Raw genomic sequence first — 23,695 nt, 5'->3', positions numbered from 1 at the left:
AAAAATACAAATGAAAAAAATAAATATCCTCTTGTGGTTATTCTGTATCATACAGTTTAGCCAAGCCCAACAATTGCCCAAAGAATGGGAAAATCCACTTGTAAATCAGATCAACCGCTTGCCTATGCATGCCCATTTCAAGCCCTATGCAACCAAAGAAGCAAGTATAAAAAGAGATGCTGATAACCAGCGCGAACAATCGTTGAATGGTACTTGGGATTTTCATTATGCGAAAAATCCCGATTCGCGTCCCAAAGATTTTTACAAGAAAGATTTTTCGATTGCAGGATGGAGTAAAATCACAGTTCCCGGAAGTTGGGAACTACAAGGATTTGATGCACCTATTTATACCGATGTGGCATATCCATTCTCTGCTAATCCGCCCTATGTCCCTCACGATTATAATCCTGTGGGATCCTATAAAAGGACATTTACAGTACCCGCAGATTGGAAAGATATGGACATTATCTTACATTTTGCAGGTGTTGAATCTGCATACTATTGTTGGATAAATGGTCAGTTTGTAGGCTATGCTGAAGACAGTCGCTTACCATCCGAATTTAAGATAAACGACTATTTACAACCGGGAGTAAATGATATTTCGGTAGAAGTATATCGTTACAGTGATGGTTCGTATGTTGAGGGACAAGACTATTGGAGATATAGCGGTATAGAGCGTAATGTATCGCTGATTGCCCGTCCAAAAGTCAGAGTTCAAGATTTTGGACTAAAGGCTGATCTTACTAATAATTTCAAAGACGGATTATTTGAGCTTGAAGTGAAAATGAATAGAGATGCTTCTTTTGTAAACTCATCTGTTCTCATCGATGTTTCTGATAATGGCAATATCATTTATACTACAACTCAAAAGCTGAAAAGCAAACAAGATTCTATAATCAATATCGACAAGACGTTTACCAACGTCAGACCATGGACTGCTGAAACGCCCAACCTGTACACTTTAACTGTGAGTATGCTTGATGAAAACGGAAAAGTAACAGAAGCTTTTTCGCATCGCTTTGGCTTCCGCAATGTGCAGATCAAAAACGGTATGCTCATGGTAAATGGTGTACCCATTACTATAAAAGGGGTAAACAGACACGAGTTTGAAGCTAAAACAGGACGTACTATTTTTGAAGAAAGCATGCTTAAAGATATTGAGTTGATGAAACTATTTAATATCAATGCAGTACGATGCAGCCATTATCCGAATAATGAGAGGTGGTACGAATTGTGTGACGAATATGGCTTGTATTTGGTAGATGAGGCTAATATTGAATCTCACGGTATGGAAGCGCATGAATTGGGCACTTTGGCTAATCTCCCTGATTGGAGTGTACCTTTCCATGAACGAGTTGAAAGAATGGCGCTTCGTGACCGAAACTTCACTTCTATTATTATCTGGTCGCTTGGTAACGAATCGGGATATGGCGAACATTTTGCAACTATGTACCATTGGTTGAAGAAGTACGATCCTTCACGACCCGTTCAATACGAAGGTGCACGAAAAACGGGATTATCTGATATCTTTTGTCCGATGTATGCACGTATTTATCAATTGCAGGAACATGTAAATCAACGTCAGATACGTCCGCTTATTCTATGTGAATACGCTCATGCTATGGGTAATAGTGTAGGCAACTTGCAAGATTATTGGGATCTGATAGATAAACACGATCAGTTGCAGGGTGGTTTTATTTGGGATTGGGTAGATCAAACTTTCCCGATAAAAGATGCTGCTGGAAACGATATTTGGGCATATGGTGGCGATATGGGGTATGTAGGTGTCCCTAATGATTCTAACTTCTGTGCCAATGGATTGATACTTGCCGACAGATCTTTGCGTCCACATATTTGGGAAGTGAAAAAGGTGTATCAACCTCTTCGATTCGAGCCTGTATCTTTCTCTGATAATAAGATTAGGATAACCAATCGTCAGGATTTTGCGAATCTGGATGATTATGAATTCGAATGGCAGGTAAAAGCAGATGGAAAAACCATATTCAGTGAGAAGTTTGATGTTTCGGGATTAGAGCCTCATGGCTCAAGAGATATAATTCTGAATATTCCAAAGATTAATGCAATTGCAGGAACTGAGTATTTCTTAGACCTGAATGCTTATTATAGAGGGAAGCACCCGATGATACCTGCCGGACATTTACAAGCATATGAGCAATTTCAACTACCGATAGAATTTAAAGCCATTGTTAGAAAAGATGCACAAGGAGATATAAACCTCAAGGATGAGGCGAGTAAAATAATTATATCGGGTACTGATTTTGAGATTTCATTTTCAAAAGAAAACGGACAATTATATTCTTTAAAGAAAAGCAACAACGAATTATTAAAATCGGGTATAATGCCAAACTTCTGGCGACCTCTTACCGATAATGATGTAGCCAATAAATTGGGAATCCGTTCTGTAACTTGGAAAGAAGCTACACAGAATATGACTTTAGCAAATATAGAAAGTCGTAAATATGGTAATCTGGTTAAAGTAAATACTATTTACGATCTTGCAAAGCAAGGTTCTAAAATAGAGATGAACTACATTATTTATCCAAATGGAGTAATAGATGTAAACTACAATTTAATAGTGGGAGATATGCCTTTACCAGAAATACCCAAAGTGGGCTTGCATATGGTGCTGAAAGGCGAATACGATCAGATGACTTGGTTAGGAAGAGGACCTCATGAGAACTATTGGGATAGAAAAACGTCTGCAACCATAGATCTATACAAGAGTGATGTTTGGAGTCAATTCCATCCTTACATACGTCCACAGGAAACGGCTAACAAGTCCGATGTTCGTTGGTTCAGCCTTCAAAGTACCAATGGAGATGGTCTTCTAATCAAAGGCAGACAACCTCTAAGTGTAAGTGCATGGAACTTCCCTATGTCGGATATTGAGTATGTTCCGTTTGATATTGAACGTAAACATGGGGGAAGCGTCAAGAAACAAGATATGGTGTGGGTAAATATTGATTATCTGCAAATGGGAGTCGGTGGCGATAATACATGGGGAGCTCAAACTCATCCTCAGTATACTATTACCCCTCAAAGTATGTCTTATGGATTTACTATAATTCCTGTGAAACAAACAGATAACCTGATAGAAGTAACTAAACAATACTAAGGTTAGATACCTCCTTATTCCTTTGGTCAGTATTATGAACAAGTTAACAAGTGTACAAGTTGAGAAAGCTTGTACACTCGTAAACTTAAAAGACCATTAAAATCAAACTTTTACTTAAATACAATTAAGATGAACAGAGCAATATTATATACCTTTTATTTTATATCAGTCTTGTTAGCGAGTTGGTTGTACTCATGTACGCCTACTCAGCAACAAGATATGCAGCACGATTTAGCATCAGATTACCCCAATCTGTTGAATCTTACACATAATCCGGCAAAACGTACACAAGGAAAAGGATTCTTTACCGATAAAGGTTCTTGGATGGGTTTTTCCGTTCCAACAAAAGATACCGAAGTAAATGGCTTCTGTGGACCTTACGATCTCGATCATAGAAATTGGATAAGTAGCTCGCTGTGTCAAGTGTCAGCTTTATCACCTGAGGAAATACAGATACCTCTGAAATTAGATACTGCTATCTATTATCCGGGTAAGGCTGTTCTCAAATCGGTAGGTGAAAAACTGCAATTAGATCAGGAGTTGATTTTTGTAACAGCCAATCATGCTTTGTTGAGATGTAAATCGACAGCCGATATTTATTTCAAAATAGAGGGCAATCTATCCGATAGCCTTATTTGGGATGCAGAGTCACATAACTTAATTGCCGGTTTGAAGACGGGAGAAGTTCTGGGGATCAGTTTTCCTCAAGATGTAATTTTAGAAATAAATGGGGGTGGGTATAATGCAACATCAAAAAAAATGGGAAAGCAATTAGATATTGTAATTTCTTATTTCAATACAAAAGATGATTATTTGAAATTGAAAGGCGAGATTCCTGAGATTCTCTCATCTTCCGATCAAAAGATAAAGGAGCATACCGATCGTTGGAACAATTATATTGCCTCGAACATAAGAGAAGATATGCCTGAAAAGTACAATCGGGTATTGGTGAAAAGTATAATGACACTCATTAGCAATTGGCGTAGTCCTAAAGGGGCTTTGCTTCATGCTGGAGTTGCACCTTCTCATGCAATGGATTATTTTGTGGGATTTTGGGCGTGGGATTCGTGGAAGCATGCCGTTGCGTTAGCTTCTTTGGATATCGAACTGGCAAAAGATCAGATACGAACCATGTTTGATTATCAGGATGAGGCAGGTATGATAGCAGATTGCATCTATACCGATGAGAAAGAAAATAACTATCGCGATACTAAGCCTCCTTTGGCTGTGTGGGCTGTTGATGCTATTTTTAAAGCTGATAAGGATACCGCTTTTCTGGCAGAGATATATCCTAAACTTTTGAAATACCATCAATGGTGGTACATATACAGAGACCACGATAAGAATGGAATATGTGAATATGGAGCAACAGATGGAACCCTAGAAGCTGCCAAGTGGGAGAGTGGTATGGATAACGCTATCCGTTTTGATGACACCAAAATGGTAAAGAACAAAGAGAATGCATGGAGTATGGATCAGGAATCGATTGATCTGAATGCTTATCTTCAATACGAATATACTTTGTTGAAAGAGATGTCGGGTATATTAAATATAGCATTTGACGAACCTGATAGAAAAGCTTTGATTCAGGATCACTTCTATGATTCAAAACTGGGATATTTTTTCGATAAATCGTTGAAAGGTTCTTTTATTGAAGTATATGGTCCTGAGGGTTGGACTCCCTTGTGGACAGGTCTGGCAACTAAGGAGCAAGCCGATAATGCTACTAAAATAATGTTTGACACGAATAAGTTTTCTACCTATATTCCGTTCCCGACTGCGGCTGCCGATAATCCTAAATTTACTCCCCGAGGATATTGGAGAGGTCCTATTTGGCTCGATCAGGTATATTTTGCCATATCGGGTATACGCAAGTATGGTTATACGAAAGAAGCGGATGAATATACACGACAAGTTTTTGACCGCCTTCAAGGTTTGGAAGACGATGCACCCATACACGAAAACTACGATGTACATTCGGGTGAACGATTAAAAGCTGCTCATTTTAGTTGGTCGGCTGCTCATTTGATGTTATTGTATAAAGAGTATGGAACGGCATTGAAATAATCTGTCGTTTTTAAATCCTAAAAAATAAAACAGTCCGAAATCACTTCGGACTGTTTCGCTATCATGATAAAAATACTTTCCCTATGTTAAGGAAAATCTGAAATCAAATGTTGTGTATTTAATGAAACTATTTTGCTTGTTTTACTTGTCTTTCGTTTTATACTACGCATGAAACAAAAATAAGGCGTTGGTTTGTATTGGAGTATATAAAATAATTCAAATGAATGTAATATTGTCTTTTATACTGTCTTATGAATAGGTGATGTGTCTAAAGCTGTATTTAAAATGTCAAAATGTATAGGCTTTTGAATGAATTTACATAGTAGGCTCAATGTGTGAGTGATATATTTGTATTGTAGTTTTTACCTGAATCTGTAAAATTAAACGATACAATATTATGAGGCACTCGGCTAGTACCCTTTCTCGAATTTATTTAACCGGTCTTTTTCTTTTTATGTGCTTGTCTGTCTTTTCTCAGGAGAAGACAATCGATCTGCAAGGAACATGGCGTTTTAATATTGATGCCCATGACAATGGTCTCAAAGAACGTTGGTATTCACGAATGCTGAAAGATGAAATTGTCTTGCCAGGTTCTATGACCGAAAACCGAAAAGGAGACGAAGTTACACTTCATACTGATTGGACTGCGAGTATCTATGACAGTTCATTCTTTTACAACCCAAGATTAGAAAAATTCAGAAAGCAGGAAAACTTGAAACTTCCTTTCTGGCTGACTCCTCTCAAATATTATGTAGGTGCAGCGTGGTATCAACGTGATGTAGTTATTCCTAATTCATGGAAAGGTGAACGGATTACATTATTCTTAGAACGTCCACATACCGAAACCATGCTTTGGATTAACGATAAGGAAGTCGGCATGCAAAATTCGTTATCAGTTCCCCATGTATTTGATGTAACACCTTATCTGAAAACAGGAAAGAATACTATCAGCCTAAGGATTGATAACCGAACCAAAGAAATTAATGTAGGCAAAGACTCGCATAGTATAACCGACCAAACTCAAGGTAATTGGAATGGGGTAGTGGGTCGCATGGAATTACAAACCACACCTCGAACGTATATAGATGATATTCAGATTTTTCCCGATCTGAAAGCTAAGAAAGCAGTTGTAACTATTTTCATTGCAGGAAATACTTCGGGCGAAATTCTACTCGAAGCCGAAAGCTTTAACGGTGAAAAACGACACGTTGTAATACCTGTCAAACAGGGTTTTAAAGCACAAGGTAAACCTACTTCTTTATCTGTTGATTTACCGATGGGCAATGATATGCAATTGTGGGATGAATTTCATCCAAATCTATATAAACTGACTGCTACCCTACAAACTAAAGCAGGTAAAGATGTACGTGAAGTACAATTCGGAATGCGTGAGTTTACTATTCAAGATAAATATTTCTATATCAACGGTCGTAAAACCATGCTGAGGGGTACGGTCGAAAACTGTGTTTTTCCATTGACGGGCTATGCCCCTATGGATGTAGCATCGTGGGAAAGAGTGTTTCGTATCTGTCGTCAATATGGGTTAAATCACATGCGCTTCCATTCGTTCTGCCCTCCCGAAGCTGCTATGATAGCTGCCGATTTAGTAGGCTTTTATCTGCAACCAGAAGGACCTACATGGCCTAATCATGGGTCGTCTTTAGGAGACGGTCGTCCCGTAGATGACTATCTGTGGGAAGAAGCTAAACGCATTGTTAAACAATATGGTAACTATCCATCTTTCGCGATGTTTGCTATTGGTAACGAACCTCGTGGACGTTGGGTGGCATGGGTAAGCAAATTTGTAGACTATTGGAAAGAAACCGATTCGCGACGGGTTTATACAGGAGCTTCAGTTGGTAATGGCTGGGCATGGCAACCTCGCAATCAGTTTCATGTAAAAGCAGGAGCAAGAGGTTTAACATGGTCAGACGAACGCCCCGAATCTAATTCTGATTATCAGGCTCGTATTGATACGGTTAAACAGCCCTATGTATCACACGAAACAGGTCAATGGTGTGTATTCCCTGATTTTACTGAGATTGATAGATATACAGGTGTGATGCGTGCACGCAATTTCGAATTGTTCCGTCAAGATTTGAAAGACCGAAATATGGGCGATTTGTCGGCTGCATTTCTCAGAGCATCGGGCAAACTACAAGCTTTGGCATATAAATATGAAATAGAAAAAACACTGCGTACTCCTAACTATGCAGGGTTTCAATTGCTCAGTCTGAACGATTATTCGGGACAAGGCACAGCTCTGGTTGGAGTTCTTAATGCTTTCTGGGAAGATAAAGGATACATAAATGGACGAGAATTTCGTGAGTTTTGTGCTCCTACGGTTTTACTTTCCCGAATGGATAAGTTTATATTCGAGAATAACGAAACGATGCAGGCTCGAATCGAAGTTTCGCATTTCGGAGAAAAGGAACTGAAACAAACTTCTATCGATTGGATTATCAAAGACGCTTACGGAAAAGTTATTCAAAAAGGACAGTTATCACCCAAAGATATAGCTGTCGGAAATTGTCAAACTTTAGGCACTGTTTCTTTTCCTTTAACTACTATTGATAAGGCTACAAAATTGAATCTTGAAGTGAGTATTCCGTGTTCAGACATAACTAATAATTGGGATTTCTGGGTATATCCTAGCACTTTGCCTCAAGTAAATATATCGGATGTCTATGTGACTTCGACAATAGATACTAAAACAAAGGAGATACTGAATAACGGAGGTAAAGTATTGCTGTTGTTGGCTTCAAAAGTTGAGCAAGGCAAAGATGTTGTACAATATATGACAGCTGCCTTCTGGAATACATCGTGGTTTAAGATGCGTCCGCCACATACTGTTGGTACGCTGATTAGAGATAATCATCCGATATTTAAAAACTTCCCTACCGACTTCTATACGGGCTTACAATGGTGGGAACTGATCAATAAAGCTCAGACAATGGAGATGAATAGTTTTCCTGCTGAGTTTCAACCTATCGTACAACCTATTGATACATGGTTTATCAACCGTAAATTGGGTATGCTGTTCGAAGCTAATGTAGGTAAAGGCCAGATAATGGTTTGCAGTGCCGATATTCAAACAGATTTGGAGAAACGACCTGTTGCACGCCAACTCTATTATGCAATAACCAAGTATATGACTTCGGGATTCTTCTATCCAGAATCTGATTTGAAATTGTCAGTAATAGAGGATTTAACGAAGTTGGAAGGTGAACGAATCAATACACATACACAAGATGCTCCTGATGAGTTGAAAAATGTAATACAATAGAAATTGTAGGGGCGAGTAATTATTTGCCCCTATATCAATATACCATGACCTTAAAATAAAGAACATGAGAAAGAAACTTCTTACAGGATTACTATTGATAGCTTTTGCTTTAGGACTGAATGCCCAGAAAGTCGATCGATTTTTCAATCCAAAAGATTTGACAATTGTCGGTACATATTATTACCCTGAACATTGGGACGAAAGCCAATGGGAAAGGGATTTAAAACAGATAAAAAGCTTGGGATTCGATTTTGTACATTATGCCGAATTTGCATGGGCACAACTCGAACCGCAAGAAGGAGTTTATAATTTTGAATGGTTAGACAAAGCTGTTGATCTGGCAGATAAGAATGGGTTGAAAGTAATTATGTGCACTTCAACAGCTACGCCTCCTGTATGGTTGGTAAGGAAATATCCCGATGTATTGATTACACGTGAAGATGGTACAAAGATGGATCATGGAGCACGCCAGCACCCATCGCCATCGAATACATTTTATAGAGAATATTCATTGAAAATGATTGATAAACTGGCTCAACATTATGGCAATGATAAACGTATTATGGGTTGGCAGTTAGATAACGAACCTCGTCCCGTTTCCGACTACGGAGAAGATGCTAATAAAAGATTTCGCACATGGCTGAGAAATAAATATTCTACTATTACGGCTTTGAATAAGGCTTGGGGAACTAACTTCTGGAGTCAGGTATATTCTGACTTCTCGGAGATAAATATTCCTCAGACTTCTCAAATGTTTATGAATACGCATCAGATTCTCGATTACAATAGATTCACAACGAATGAAATGGCTAGTTTTTTGGACGATCAAACCAAAACTATCCGAAAATATAGTATTCCTTCTCAATGGGTAACTACTAATTACATTCCGGCTTATGAGGACGGACACTTGAGAAAAAGCGATGAACTGGATTTTCATTCATATACCCGATATATAGTATTTGGCGAAAACTATGGAATTGGTCGTAAAGGGTATCGCTTAGGACCTGTTGAACGTATTGCAAAAGCTAATGATTTTTTCCGTCCGATTGATGGGGTTTATGGTATCATGGAACTTCAACCGGGGCAAGTAAATTGGGGTAAGATAAATTCTCAACCACTTCCGGGAGCTGTTCGTTTGTGGCTATGGCATGTTTTTGCAGGAGGTAGTAAATTTGCTTGCACCTATCGGTATCGTCAACCGATTTATGGAACCGAATTGTATCATTATGGTATTGTTGGACCCGATGGGGTAACACCAACCCCAAGCGGATTAGAATATTCAGAGTTTATCAAAGAAATAGCATCACTTCGTAAAGAATATAAGGCAGATACTAAAAATCCCGATGCTTACGAAAAACGAAGAACTGCCATTCTCTACAATCACGAGAATACGTGGGAAATGGAACGCAACAAGCAAACAACGGAATGGGATACCGAAAAACATATAGATAAGTATTACGATGCTTTGAAAAACTTTGGTGCACCTGTCGATTTTATTGATGAAAGAGCCGACTTATCTAAGTACAATGTAATTGTTGCCCCTGCTTACGAAATGATTGATCCCGAACTGGTACAACGATGGAAAACCTATGCAGAGCAAGGTGGAAATTTGGTTTTAACTTCCCGATCGGGACATAAAACTCGCAACGGACAGTTGTTTGAAGCCAAGTTTGGTGAACTCATCTATCCGTTGATTGGTGGTCAGATAGAATTTTACGATCTTTTACAGCCCACTACTCCCGATAATGTAATTTTTGGAGGAAAACCTTATAGCTGGACTAGTTGGGGCGAAATATTAAAACTTGACACTGGTACTGAAACATGGGCAACTTATCAAGGTGATTTTTATGAGGGAAAACCTTCTGTCATACACCATCGTTTAGGAAAAGGAACAGTAACGTATGTTGGTGTGGATTCTCAGAAAGGACAATTAGAAAAAGATGTATTGAAGAAACTATACTCGCAATTAAACATTCCTATTCTTGATTTGCCTGCGGGGCTGCATATCGAATATCGCGATGGTTTTGGTATAGCTGTCAATTATGCCGATAAAACATTGGATTTACCTTTTATAGGAAATGTACAATATATTATTGGAGGTAAAGCAATACCAACAGCAGGCGTATCTGTTTGGATAGAATAAACGTCTACCTCTTATTGCTTTACTTGTATGGGCGAATTATTATTCGCCCAATTATTTACCTATTAGATATATCAATATGAAAAATAAATTAGCCTTACTTGCTCTTCTTATTTTGCTGTGTAGTTTTACTTCTTCCGAACCTAAAATAAGAATTTTTATTGCGGGCGATTCTACGGCTCAAAGCTATAAGGAGGAGAAAGACGGTCTGATAAAAGGATGGGGGCAGATGCTCGAAAAATACCTCACGAATGATGTGCAGGTAGTTAACTATGCAATGGGAGGACGAAGCACAAAGACTTTTATTAGTGAAGGACGTTGGGATAGTTTACTGTCGGAAGTAAAAGCCGGCGATTATGTATTTATCCAATTTGGACATAATGACGCTTCAACCCGTCCTGAACGGCATGCTTCCTATGAAGATTACGAAAATAACTTGCTGAAATTTATTCACGATGTGAGGAGTAAAGATGCTTATCCCGTATTATTGACCTCGGTGGTGATGCGTACTTTTAAAGATGGTAATTTGGTGGACGATCGTCTAAAAGGTTACCCTGTTATTACAAGAAAAGTAGCTAGAGAACAAGCGGTAGCTTTGATTGATATAAACTTAAATACCCGTGATTTTGTAACCATGTTGGGCGATTCTGCCTCTATTCCTTATTATCGGTGGGTAGAAGCTGGTGTAGATCATGCTAAACCCGATGGGCTGAAAGATGATACCCATATGATGGAGAAGGGTGCAACGCAAGTAGCTTCTTTTGTGGCTGATGGAATAAGAGATTTGAATCTGTATGGATTGAGTAAATATCTTAAAGCGGAGAAAGAATAAGCCTGTTATATTCTTTAGGGGGTGAGTAAATTACTTTGTAGCATTTCATTATTTTTTTACCTTTGGATGATTTATTACAATTAATAACCTTGTTCTGAGTTCCAAACCTCTATCTACTTTTGAAAATATGAAAAATAACTTCTTGATTTTTTCTCTGCTTCTTTTCTTATTCTCTTCTTGTGATGGAAAAGATGATAATGTAGAGTCTTATTTTATTCAACTCTCTCAAAATGAAATTGCTTTCGATTATAAGGAAGGAAAAGATACGATAGAATTAAAAACAAATACTTCTTGGGAGATTGTTAATATTCCAGATTGGCTGATTGTTAGTAAACAAAAAGGAACAAAAGAAGATACGGAGGTGGTTATTGCAGTTCAGAAGAATAGTCAAAGCGAAAGCCGTGAGTTTGAATTAATTTTTCAGATAAAAGGTAAGAACGAAAAAATACGTATTTTACAGGAAGCTAAGCCTAAACCCGAATATACTTTACCTCGATTGGGTTTCAGTTCTTTAACTCGCCTCATAAGCGGAACTTATTCAGAGACCGAACCTTTTGAACTCGAATATGAAGCAGATCAACTGTTTATTAATTCCTCAAATAAAGAAGCTATATTTCTGGGAAACCTCTTTAGTAGTAATCTTACTAATTATCCAAAGTTAAGTGTTATAAAAGGTTATGCGTATAATCTAATAACGATAGGTATAGGATATGGTCAAAACTTTTCAAGAATAGATAATTTTATGCCTTCTTATGAAGCGTATCAGAAAATAGAAAAAGAAAGTATTGATAAACACGCTTCTAGCTCGAGTTTGTCTTTAAGTGCTTCAAATGGGACAAATTATTACTCTCGTCGTCATTTACATTGTATTGGGCTTTATGAACTTGGTATTTCGTTGGATAAATTGTTGAACGGAAAATCTTATAAAGAAGAATCAATGAAGCATGAGTATGGATTAATATATCCTATCACACATAAGCGATTTGGATCATTTATGGACTTTCCTTATCCTTCTTTGTTTACGGAGGAGCTGAGTAAAGAGAAGTATGAACCTTTGCATCCTAATTACGTTGCAGAGATTAGCTATGGTAACAATTCTTTACTGTTGGTGGAGTCTGATTTTGATAGAGGAACAGTAAATTCTCTTAAATCAAAACTGAGTAATAAGGGACAATTAGATGCCGAAGAAGTGAAAAAGGCACAACAAATAGATGCTTATTATATTTATATGGTGGCAGCAGGCGAATTTAATGTAATCAAAGGAAATCTAATAGAAGTTATTGAGCAATTGAATGATCCTAAGATAGCGAAACCTGTTATTGTTCCCGTTTCATTTGGTTTCTCTGATTACTATACTAACGGCGTTGGCAGTGTAACCTACAAGATACATGTAGAATAGATACTGACAATAGTCTCTATTCTACTGATTTAGATTCTTCTTTTGGTTGACCGTATTTCGATGGTGAACAATTGTATTGAGCCTTGAAACATTTACTGAAATAGAATGGGTCTTCGAAACCTACTTTGTATGATATTTCCGAGACTGTAAATTCTCCCGAAAGTAACATTTCGGCAGCTCTTTTCAGCCTCTTTATCTTTATCAGTTCATTGGGTGAGAATCCCGTAATACCTTTAACTTTTTTATAGAAAATAGTTCTCCGAAGTTTAGATAGTTCTGCAAAACGATCCACAGAAAACTCACTATTCGAGATGTTTTGTTCTAAAATACGATCAATAAGTTCGAAAAACTCTTTGTCCTTGTCTGTTGCTGTAATCAGATTGCCATCGAGTACATATTCGTTTGAAAATCTTTTCTTTAATTGCTCGCGTTGTTCTATTAGTTTAAAAACTCTGGTTGTTAGATATTTAATGCTAAATGGTTTCATTATATAGGCATCTGCACCGCTTTCTATACCTTCCAATTGATGCTCGATAGAAGAATGGGCAGTTAATAATATGATAGGAATGTGGCAAGTCTGAAATTCGTGCTTTAATAGGCGTGTAACCTCAAAGCCATCCATTTCGGGCATCATAACATCGCAAATAATCAGATCGGGATTTGTTTCAATAGCTTTTTGAAGTCCTTGTTTTCCATTCTCAGCCGAATCTACCATGAAATACCTGCTGAATTCATCAATCAGAAAGTCACGTATATCATCATTATCATCTATAATCAACATCTTGTAATTGGCTAAAGTCGATTCACTTATCTCGGGCAAAATATGAGGTACTTGCTCTATGGGCGAAATTGTGCTGATATTTTCATCAATAATATCAGGTAAAGCCATATCTATGAAATTCTCTCCTTCGTATACCTCTTTAGATGTTGATAGTTCAACATGAAAGATCGATCCCCCGTTAATATTATTCTCGTACCAGATTTTTCCTTTATGCGATTCCACAAATTCTTTAACAAGAGATAATCCTATCCCCGTACCGGACGATGAGAAATTGATCTGCATGAATCTACTGAACAACAAATGCTGCTTTTCTTTATCAATGCCTATTCCATTGTCTTTAACAGAGATAATGCAAGTTTCGTTCTTGGGGTTAATGCTTATAGTTATTTCTATTTCTCCATCTTTTGGGGTAAATTTAAAAGCATTGGATAGTAGATTGTATATTATTTTATCGACTTTTCGGCGATCAATATACATTCTCAAAGAATCAGGTTGACTGGTAAACATATAGGTAATGTTTTTCCGTTCGGCAATCTCTTGAAAGCCCGAATATATTTCCTGTACAAATTCAACCATGTTTATTTCTTCCAGATCGAGGGTTAAAATGTTGTTTTGTAGTTTTCTAAACTCTAGTAACTGATCGATAAGTCTGCTTAAGGTATTTGAGTTTCGACCCAAAATATTAAGTTGTTTCTTTATATTGTCGGGAATATTTGATTGTTCGTTCATGTTTTCCATAGCTCCTTGAATAAGTGTGAGCGGAGTTCTGAACTCATGCGAGATATTAGTAAAGAAACGCAATTTGTGATTGGTTAGTTGTTTTTCGACCTGAACTGCATTATTCAGTTTCCCGAATTTATAGATTAAGCGGAAAGCAAAATATAAGGCGCAGATCAGCAATAAACTGTATAGAATATATGCGTATGTCGATTTCCAAAAGGGAGGCGTAACCTCTATCTCTATCTGAGTAATCTTATCACTCCATACCCCGTCGCTATTGGCTCCTCTAACCTTGAATGTATATTTTCCGGCAGGTAGGTTTTTATAAGTTGCACTGTTGTCGTGTTTGGGAGTACTCCATTTTTTATCGTAGTTTTCGAGCATATACGAATATAAATTCTTCTCGGGAGAACCTAGCGTGAGTGATGCAAATTGTATTGTAAATGTATTTTGCTTATAGCTCAAATCTATTTTGTCTAAGAATGAAATTGACTTTTGTAGAGGCGAATCAGAACTTTCAATTTCTGCTTTCTGATCGTATAAAAAGAAGTTTGTGAAAGTGACGGGTGGTGTGTTTTGTTCTGCCACAAAACTTCTTGGATTAAATATAAGTAGCCCGTCGAGGCTTCCCCAAAGCATATTGCCGTCTAAACATTTAAGATTGGCATTTTCGTTGAAATGATTTCCGTATGTATTTTCTGAAAAATGATAATTGGTAAATGAATTATATTGCTTATCGAATTTTGAAATTCCGTTTTCGCTGCTGATCCATAATTGATTATTATTATCCTCCATAATACCCGAAACTATATCGCCCGACAAGCCGTTGCTGGTTGTAAATGCCTCAAAAGTTCCGCCTTGATCCGTATCTCCCAGATATTTATTAAGCCCTCCTCCGGCAGTACCTATCCATGTTTGTCCGTTTTCGTCTTCGTATATTGTTTTTACATCATTACTGCTCAATGTATTTGCCTTTTGCAGATTCAGTTTGTAGGCTGTAAATTCGAGAGGGTTATTTATAATCTTTTCAGGTTCGAATTTAATGATACCATCGCTGGTTCCAACCCATATCAAACCTTTGCTATCCTGATATATGCAGCGTATATAACGTCTGTTTCCTTCCTGATTAAATAATTGGATAAAAGGCGATGCTTCTGTGTGCTCTTGAAACAGATTGATTCCTCCTCCGAACGATCCCACCCAAAGACGGTCATTATTGTCGAGTAATAAACTGAATATCGAATTGTTACTCAGACTATTTGGATTAGCTGCATCATTCTTATAATGTGCTAGTTGTTTGAATGTTTTAGTATCGAATAGATATAAGCCATTACCCTTTGTTCCTACCCACATTCTACCTTTTTTGTCCTCCGTCATTGTATAGGGATTCAAATCTTCGTAAATATGTTTGATCGATTTTATACCATGATCATAAACATAGAGACTTCCGTTTTTAGTTCCTACCCAAATACTGTTGTTCGAATCCTCATAAATGGTTTTTACGCTGTTGTTTTTGCCAATGGATATTTTATTCTCGGGTCTTATATATTGTATATCGTAATTGGGTTTTACGGCTTTTATAATACCTGCATATTCGCTACCTAACCATAGGTTGCCAAATTTGTCTTCGGTGATCGAAAGCAGATAATCGGAGCTTAAGCTGTTTTCGCCCAACGTATATTTATAATTCTGAAGGTATTTGTTTTTAGGATCGTATGAGAATAGCCCATTGCCATAAGTGGTAATCCATACCATATCTTTCGAATCAATAAAGATATTGTATCTTTCTTCATCTATGATATTTATGATATTCTTAGGGATGAGTTGCAGCTTATTTATCTCACTGTTTTGTATATTGTAATGCCACATATACCCTGTGTGATTAAATATCCAGACGTTTTGTTTTTTGTCTATAATGAGCTGTATATTTCCTCTCAAATCGGGGTCTTTAGCCCACTCGGGAGTAGTGTATTCGCTATTTCTTATATTAAAGAGCCTAACTCCCGAGGCCTTTGTTACCACTAGTAATTGGTCTATTCTGGTTTTAGCTATATCCGTAAGAGTAGACGGCATTTGAATAGTTGTTATAGGCTCGAATGCTTTTCTTTTGAGATCATAAACCAATATACCCGCTTGTTCTGTCGAAAAATATATTTTACTGTTCAGCTCCACAGCCTTCGAGATATGATAGGTTGTATCTTGATTAAAAAAGCTTTCGGTTTTGTCACCCTCTATTCTGTGTAAACCCGATTCGCCTCCATACCATATTATACCTTTAGAGTCCTCAAAAAGAAATCGCCCATTTCTTTTATTATTAGAAGGAATATCTGCAAGAAAAGCTGTTGACGTGAAACCTTGCTTGTTTCTTCTTATACGTAAACATCCGTTGGTGTTTCCCCAAAGCCATATTTCGCCGTTTTCTGTTTCATGGTAATTTGTGTAATATCTTGGAGTTTTGTCGGATATATTTTCTTGATAATCAATAAACGATTCAGTTTCGGGATTGTAACAACAGAATACATTCTTGTAGGTTTTTATCCATAAATATCCATTTTGGTCTTCAAATAGATTTTTTATCCGATGATCGATCAACGATTTAGGATTTCCGATCTGAGGCTTATAGGTTACAATCTGATAGCCGTCATACCTGTTGAGTCCATCCACCGTCCCAGCCCAGATAAAACCTCTTCTATCCTGTAAAATATCTCTTACCGTATTTTGAGATAGTCCATCCTTTGTGGTTATTTGAGAAAAATGGAGTTCTCTGTTCTTGGCATTTGCAAAGTTGCAAATGAAAAAAAGGAGCACACTTATAGATAGGGTGATTTTGGTATTCATTATGCAGGGATTTAGATCAGGGTTTCTTACTCAAAATTAAAGTAAAAAATGACATAGATATTAATAGTGTCAAATTATATAGTTGAATGGACAAAATTCCATGTTTTGTTCGGCTTTATGGAAATACTTTTGATGGTAACTAAATCTAATTAAATCTGGCTATGAAACAACGCATGAATTTATTTCGCTGTAAAGCCTGTATTGTGCTACTCATTTTATCAATAACGAGTAGCTCTGCTATCCCTTTAACAAAAGGGAATCGGCGAGTAAAGTATAATTTTAATTCTCAATGGATTCTTAAAGTGGGAGATGTGGAAGGTGCTGATAAAGCAGACTTCGACGATGCTTCTTGGACAAAAATAGCACTACCCAGAGCTTTTAACGAAGATGATGCCTTTAAAGCTCCTATCGAAGATCATACAACCAATATTGTGTGGTATCGGAAGCATTTTAAACTATCGCCCAGTGATAAAGGAAAGAAGGTTTTTCTGGAGTTCGAAGGCATTCGCTTTGGAGGAGATTTTTATCTGAATGGAAAGCAGATAGCTATTCACGAAAATGGTGTAATGGCGTTTGGAATAGACATTAGCGATGATGTTGTTTTTGGGAATAAAGAAAATGTTCTGGCTGTACGAATCGATAATTCGTGGAAGTATGCCGAGCGTGCTACGGGTACTACCTATCAGTGGAATAATATAAACTTCAATGCCAATTATGGCGGTATACCAAAGAATGTATTTCTGCATATTACAAACAAAGTATATCAGACTTTGCCACTTTACAGTAACCTCAAAACTACAGGTACATATATTTATGCACGTGAAATAAATATAACGAAAAAGAATGCGCTCATATTTGCAGAATCGGAAGTTAAGAACGAACATTCGGCAGCCAAAACGGTTAGTTTGGAGATGCAAATAGAGGACATGGGTGGTCATGTAATAAAAAAGATTAAATCTTTGCCCATTGATTTAAAAGCAGGAGAAACAAAGACTTTGGCTGTGAATAGTCTTGTTGATGATCTCCAGTTCTGGAGTTGGGGTTATGGCTATCTGTACGACGTATATACCATTCTCTATGTTGACAATATTCCCGTAGATGTAGTAAAAACAAGAACAGGTTTTCGAAAAACAGCCTTTCGTAATGGAATGGTTGAGCTGAATGATCGTATTCTGCAAATGAAAGGTTATGCACAACGTACCAGTAACGAATGGCCTTCGGTGGGCATGTCTGTTCCCGCGTGGCTGAGCGATTTCAGTAATCGGATGATTGTTGAAGGAAATGGTAACCTCGTTCGTTGGATGCATGTAACCCCTTGGAAACAAGATGTAGAATCGTGCGACAGAGTGGGGCTTATACAAGCCATGCCTGCCGGAGATGCCGAAAAAGATGTTACTGGCAGACAGTGGGAGCAGCGGGTAGAGTTGATGCGAGATGCTATTATTTACAATCGGAATAACCCAAGTATTCTTTTCTATGAATCAGGAAATGAGTCTATAAGCGAAGATCATATGGCAGAAATGAAGGCTGTAAGAGATCTTTACGACCCTTATGGTGGGCGTGCTATTGGTTCGCGTGAGATGTTGGATAGCAAAATTGCCGAATATGGAGGCGAGATGCTATATATAAATAAAAGCGCACGGATACCGATGTGGGCAACCGAATATTCGAGAGATGAGGCGTTGCGTAAATATTGGGACGAGTTTTCTCCTCCTTATCATAAAGACGGAGACGGTCCTTTGCATAAAGGCAAGGATGCAAGCGATTATAATCGCAATCAGGATTCGTTTGCAAAAGAAGCCGTTATTCGTTGGTTTGATTATTTTAGGGTACGCCCCGGAACGGGTAAGCGAGTAAGCTCGGGTGGAACTAATATCATCTTTTCAGACTCTAATACACATTATCGGGGAGCTGAAAATTATAGACGCAGTGGCGAAGTAGATGCTATGCGTATACCCAAAGATGCTTTTTATGCCCATCGGGTTATGTGGGACGGATGGGTTGATGTTGAAAATCACCGTACCCATATTGTAGGGCATTGGAATTACACTCCTCAAACCATAAAAGATATTTTGGTTGTTTCCTCAGGAGATCAAGTCGAACTATTTATCAACGGACAATCTAAGGGAATAGGAGAAAGAAGTTCTCAGTTTTTGTTTACGTTCAAAGATATAAAATGGCAGGTAGGGAAGATAGAGGCAATCAGTTACAGCAATAATAAAACAGAGTTAAGCCGAAGTGAGATAAAAACAGCAGGAGAGCCTTTTGCTTTGAAAATGAAAGTAATGAATGCTCCTGATGGATTCAAAGCAGATGGTGCAGATTTGGCATTGATTGAAGTTGAAACTGTTGATAAAGATGGAAATCGTTGTCCTACATCCGAAGCGTTGGCATCGTTTACCCTTTCGGGACCTGCAGAATGGAGAGGCGGCATTGCTCAGGGAAAAGAGAACTACATTTTATCAAAGGAATTACCTCTCGAATCAGGTGTGAATCGCGTATTAATCCGATCTACAAATAACGCGGGAAAGGTTACATTGACTGCATCGGCAAAAGGTCTGAAGCCTAATACTGTTTCGTTCGAATCTGTTCCTTTTATACAAAAAAACGGGCTTGCAGAATATATCAGCGGAGAGCATCAGCCATCTTATACTGAAAGGGGGCAAACTCCCGTTGGTGCATCATTTACCCCAACTCGTCAGAGTATTGATATTGTAGCTGCCACCGCAGGAAGCAACGAAGATAAAGCCAACTTAAGTTACGATGACAACGAACTCTCGGAGTGGACTAACGATGGAAACATTCGTACGGGCTGGATAAAATATGAGTTGGAGCGTGATGCAACAATTTCGGAAATAGAGTTAAAGCTCACCGGTTGGAGAATGCGCAGTTATCCTATAATTATAAACATAGATGATGTTGAAGTGTATAAAGGTGATACCGAAAAAAGCTTAGGATATATTTCAATACCAATAAAACCTACAAAAGGACGTTTCGTGAAAATTCAGCTTATGGGACAAAGCACCGATGAAGATGCTTTTGGCGGAATTGTTGAGGTAACAGGTACCAAAGAACTCGATTTGTACAAAGATCCCAATGCTTTAGATGCTAAAGGACAGCTACGTATTGTAGAAGCTGAGGTTTATGAAACTCTATAAATGACCTTAAAGTCTTATTTTCTATGTTTCTGTACAAAAATACATTTGTACAGATACCCTTGTAGCCTACTTTCGCTGAAGATTTAATAAATGTAAACATAAGAGCCATGAAAACTTAAAGAAATCTTAATTCCCGATCCCTAAATCGGATGAAAAACCTGATCTAAGAATTACTTAAATTAAAAATCCATGAGAAATAAACTGAAAACGAATCAAAGTCTTGTGCCAGGAACAAGATACATGTTTTTGACGATGATCTTTCTTCTTTTGTCCCTAGCATACTCGTATGCACAGCAAAGAACGGTTAAAGGATCTGTTTATGATGAAAATAACGAGCCCATTATTGGAGCTTCGGTCACAGTGAAAGGCACTTCTATTGGAACAATAACCGACTTGGATGGAATATTTTCCATTGAAGCAAAAGCTTCGGATATTTTAGAAGTCGGGTATATAGGCTATGTAAAGCAATCGGTGCCCGTAGCCGGACAATCTCAGATTAAAATAGTGTTGAAAGAAGATACACAATTGCTTGACGAAGTAGTTGTGGTTGGATATGGTATTATGAAAAAGAGCGACGTTACCGGTGCAATGGTAAACGTGAGCTCCGAAGAAATAAGAAAACTGCCTGTAACAAATGCTTTGCAAGCTATGCAGGGAAGAGCAGCAGGGGTTGATATAACATCGAATGAACGCCCCGGAGAAATAGGGAAAGTTCTTATTCGTGGTAGCCGTTCATTGAATGCTAGTAACTCGCCACTGTATGTTGTGGATGGAATTCCTCTTTCGTCGGGAGGTATAGAGGCACTTAACCCTTTGGATATAGAATCTATTGATGTTCTGAAAGATGCTTCGGCAACAGCAGTATTCGGTTCGAAAGGAGCTAATGGTGTTGTGCTGGTTACTACTAAAAGAGGAAAAAGTGGAAAGATGTCTTTAGACTATTCGGGAATAGTAACGATAGAGAATATGTCTGATCGTACCGAGATGATGAACTCTCCACAATATGTAGAATTTCGTCGTGATGCATTTCGCCGTGCTTCAAAAAACACCTATCCTGAAGTTCCTACTCTTGAAGCAGATAAAGCAATCTTCGGTCAAGATCCGATAGCTTGGGCTAATATCGAAAAAGGATGGGCTAGTGGAACCTTTAACGGAAACTTAGTACCTACAACCGATTGGACAGACTTAGTTTTGAGAACGGGCTTAACTCACGAACATACACTGAGTGCAAGTGGTGGTACAGATAAAATGAGAACACATACTTCTTTTGGTTATCTAAATCAGGAAGGAACTCAAAAAGGTCAGGATTTTGAACGATATAATGTGAAAATAAGTACCGATATCAATCCTACAAAATGGTTTTCGATGGGTGCTTCTATAACCGGTACATGGAGTGTTCAGAACTACGGATATGCAACATCTAATGCAACAGGACCGGGCAATCTTTATTTTGCAGCTCGTGCGATGTTACCTTATGCTGTGCCTTTTGATGAAAATGGCAATCGAATCAATATGCCCGGTGGTGATGTTAATATCTTAAACCCCATAGGTGACGATCAGTATGTAATAAACGAACGTACAACCTTGCGTACTCTGGGTAGTTTTTATGCAGAGATTAAGTTTATGGAAGGATTGCGCTATCGTGTAAACTTTGGTCCTGACTTTTATAACTTCAGAAACGGACGCTTCATGGATGAGAGATCTTCGAACAGAGGAGCAGGTGAACCGGGTTCTACCAATTATGCTCAGTTGAATAAGACTCAACGCCTATCGTGGACGTTAGATAACTTAATCTACTATGATAAAACATTCAATAAAGAACACAATCTGGGAGTAACTTTACTGCAAAGTTCTTCAAAATTTCATGAAGAAACTTCTTCTATGACAGCCAGTAACTTACCTTGGAGTAGTCAACTTTGGAATCAATTGAATTCAGTTAGTGCTCTCGATGCTTTTGGATCGGGCTTGGTCGAAACTCAGTTGCTATCGTATATGGCTCGTGCCAATTATAGCTTCAATAGCAAATATATGTTGACAGCGTCGGCTCGTTGGGATGGAGCATCTCAGTTGGCAGAAGGCAATAAATGGGATTTCTTCCCATCAGCAGCTGTCGGCTGGCGTATAGATCAGGAAGACTTCCTTAAGAATCAGACATGGATCAATCAAATGAAAGTACGTTTAGGTGTAGGTTCAACAGGAAACTCAGCCATCGACCCATACCAAACAAAAGGAGGGGTAGAAACTCTTTATTACACATGGGGAGCTTTAGTTGCTCCGGGGTATGTTCAGTCTGATCCTTCAATGAAAGAGCCAATAGTGATGCCCGATAAAAATCTGGGATGGGAGCGTACGACTCAGTGGAATCTAGGACTCGATTTTAGTTTCTTCAATAACAGACTTAGCGGTAATCTGGATCTTTATACATCAACAACAAGCGATCTTCTGATGCAACGAGATATTCCTTCGGTAACGGGATATACACGCGTTTGGACTAATATTGGAAAAACTTCTAATAAAGGTATCGACTTGACATTGAATACTGTAAATATAGAGACTAGAGATTTTACATGGTCAACCAACCTTAACTTCTCGGCAAGTAAAGATAAGATACTCGAATTGGCAAATGGTAAAGAAGACATTCTTGCTAATAACTGGTTTATAGGTCAACGTCTGGGTGTTTTCTATGACTATCAAAAAGATAGAATCTGGCAAAATACTTCTGAGGATTTAGCTGAGATGGCAAAATTCAATGCAAACGGGCATGCTTTTAAACCGGGTGATATTAAGATTGTAGACCAGAACGAAGATTACAAGATTGACGCTAATAATGACCGTAAAATTGTAGGTCAGAAAAATCCGAGTTGGACAGCAGGTTTGGTAAATACATTTACATATAAAAACTGGGAATTGTCGGTATTCATCTTCTCTCGATGGAATTTCTTGATGGAAACAGGTGCTGAAGCTTTACAAGGACGCTTCGCACAACGTGTTGTTGATTATTGGACCCCTACCAATCCTACCAATGCTTATCCTGCTCCCAATTATGACCGAGCATCGGGCGATGACTTTAAGAGCTCTATGAATTATCAGGATGGGTCATTTATCAAACTGCGTAACATTTCTCTAGGATATGTCTTTCCTCAAAAATCTTTAGGGAATTTGGGCGTAACTAATCTTAAACTGTTTACTCAATTTAGAAACCCCGGACTATTGTATTCTAAAATTGATTGGATCGATCCCGATTTGGGAGGCTCTACATTCAATAGAGGTTTTATCGTAGGTATAAATATTGGTTTCTAAATATCATAGGATTGTGGTCTTTTAAGTAAGAGAAAGTA

The 23,695-nt window shown here is 38.0% G+C and carries 9 protein-coding genes; 8 read left to right on the top strand and 1 reads right to left on the bottom strand.

Translation table 11 applies throughout. The features are described 5' to 3' along the window. The first annotated feature begins 10 nt into the window (after positions 1-10). From HGC4_RS14285 to HGC4_RS14260, 6 genes are all read left to right on the top strand, one after another. The gene (locus tag HGC4_RS14285; protein WP_050710813.1) at positions 11-3,136 is read left to right on the top strand and encodes a beta-galactosidase, LacZ type; all 3,126 of its coding nucleotides are present in this window, start codon (positions 11-13) and stop codon (positions 3,134-3,136) included. Positions 3,137-3,265: 129 nt separating this feature from the next. Beyond that, positions 3,266-5,203 (top strand): MGH1-like glycoside hydrolase domain-containing protein, encoded by a 1,938-nt coding sequence (locus HGC4_RS14280; RefSeq protein WP_050710812.1) that lies wholly within the window; start codon positions 3,266-3,268, stop codon positions 5,201-5,203. Between the two features lie 454 nt (positions 5,204-5,657). Next, entirely contained in the window at positions 5,658-8,489 is a 2,832-nt protein-coding gene (locus tag HGC4_RS14275; RefSeq protein WP_242047101.1) for an exo-beta-1,4-galactosidase, read from the top strand. Between the two features lie 64 nt (positions 8,490-8,553). Further along, a complete protein-coding gene (locus HGC4_RS14270) occupies positions 8,554-10,632 on the top strand; it encodes a beta-galactosidase (RefSeq protein WP_050710810.1) in 2,079 nt (692 codons plus the stop codon). 76 nt (positions 10,633-10,708) lie between these two features. After that, entirely contained in the window at positions 10,709-11,461 is a 753-nt protein-coding gene (locus tag HGC4_RS14265) for a rhamnogalacturonan acetylesterase (protein WP_050710809.1), read from the top strand. Positions 11,462-11,588: 127 nt separating this feature from the next. Further along, entirely contained in the window at positions 11,589-12,860 is a 1,272-nt protein-coding gene (locus HGC4_RS14260) for a BACON domain-containing protein (RefSeq protein WP_050710808.1), read from the top strand. A 16-nt stretch (positions 12,861-12,876) separates the two neighbouring features. On the opposite strand, the gene HGC4_RS14255 is transcribed toward HGC4_RS14260, so the two are convergent. Beyond that, complete coding sequence (locus tag HGC4_RS14255) at positions 12,877-17,199, bottom strand: hybrid sensor histidine kinase/response regulator transcription factor (protein WP_050710807.1); 4,323 nt, start codon at positions 17,197-17,199, stop codon at positions 12,877-12,879. Positions 17,200-17,360: 161 nt separating this feature from the next. On the opposite strand from HGC4_RS14255, the gene HGC4_RS14250 reads away from it, so the two are divergent. Together HGC4_RS14250 and HGC4_RS14245 are read left to right on the top strand one after the other, a co-directional pair. Then, positions 17,361-20,357 (top strand): glycoside hydrolase family 2 protein, encoded by a 2,997-nt coding sequence (locus HGC4_RS14250; RefSeq protein WP_082204192.1) that lies wholly within the window; start codon positions 17,361-17,363, stop codon positions 20,355-20,357. A gap of 189 nt (positions 20,358-20,546) precedes the next feature. Next, entirely contained in the window at positions 20,547-23,657 is a 3,111-nt protein-coding gene (locus HGC4_RS14245; protein ID WP_050710805.1) for a SusC/RagA family TonB-linked outer membrane protein, read from the top strand. Positions 23,658-23,695 lie beyond the last annotated feature (38 nt).

The organism is Dysgonomonas sp. HGC4 (assembly GCF_001261715.1).
Classification (GTDB): domain Bacteria; phylum Bacteroidota; class Bacteroidia; order Bacteroidales; family Dysgonomonadaceae; genus Dysgonomonas_A.
This window is presented reverse-complemented; position numbering and strand designations above follow the sequence as displayed.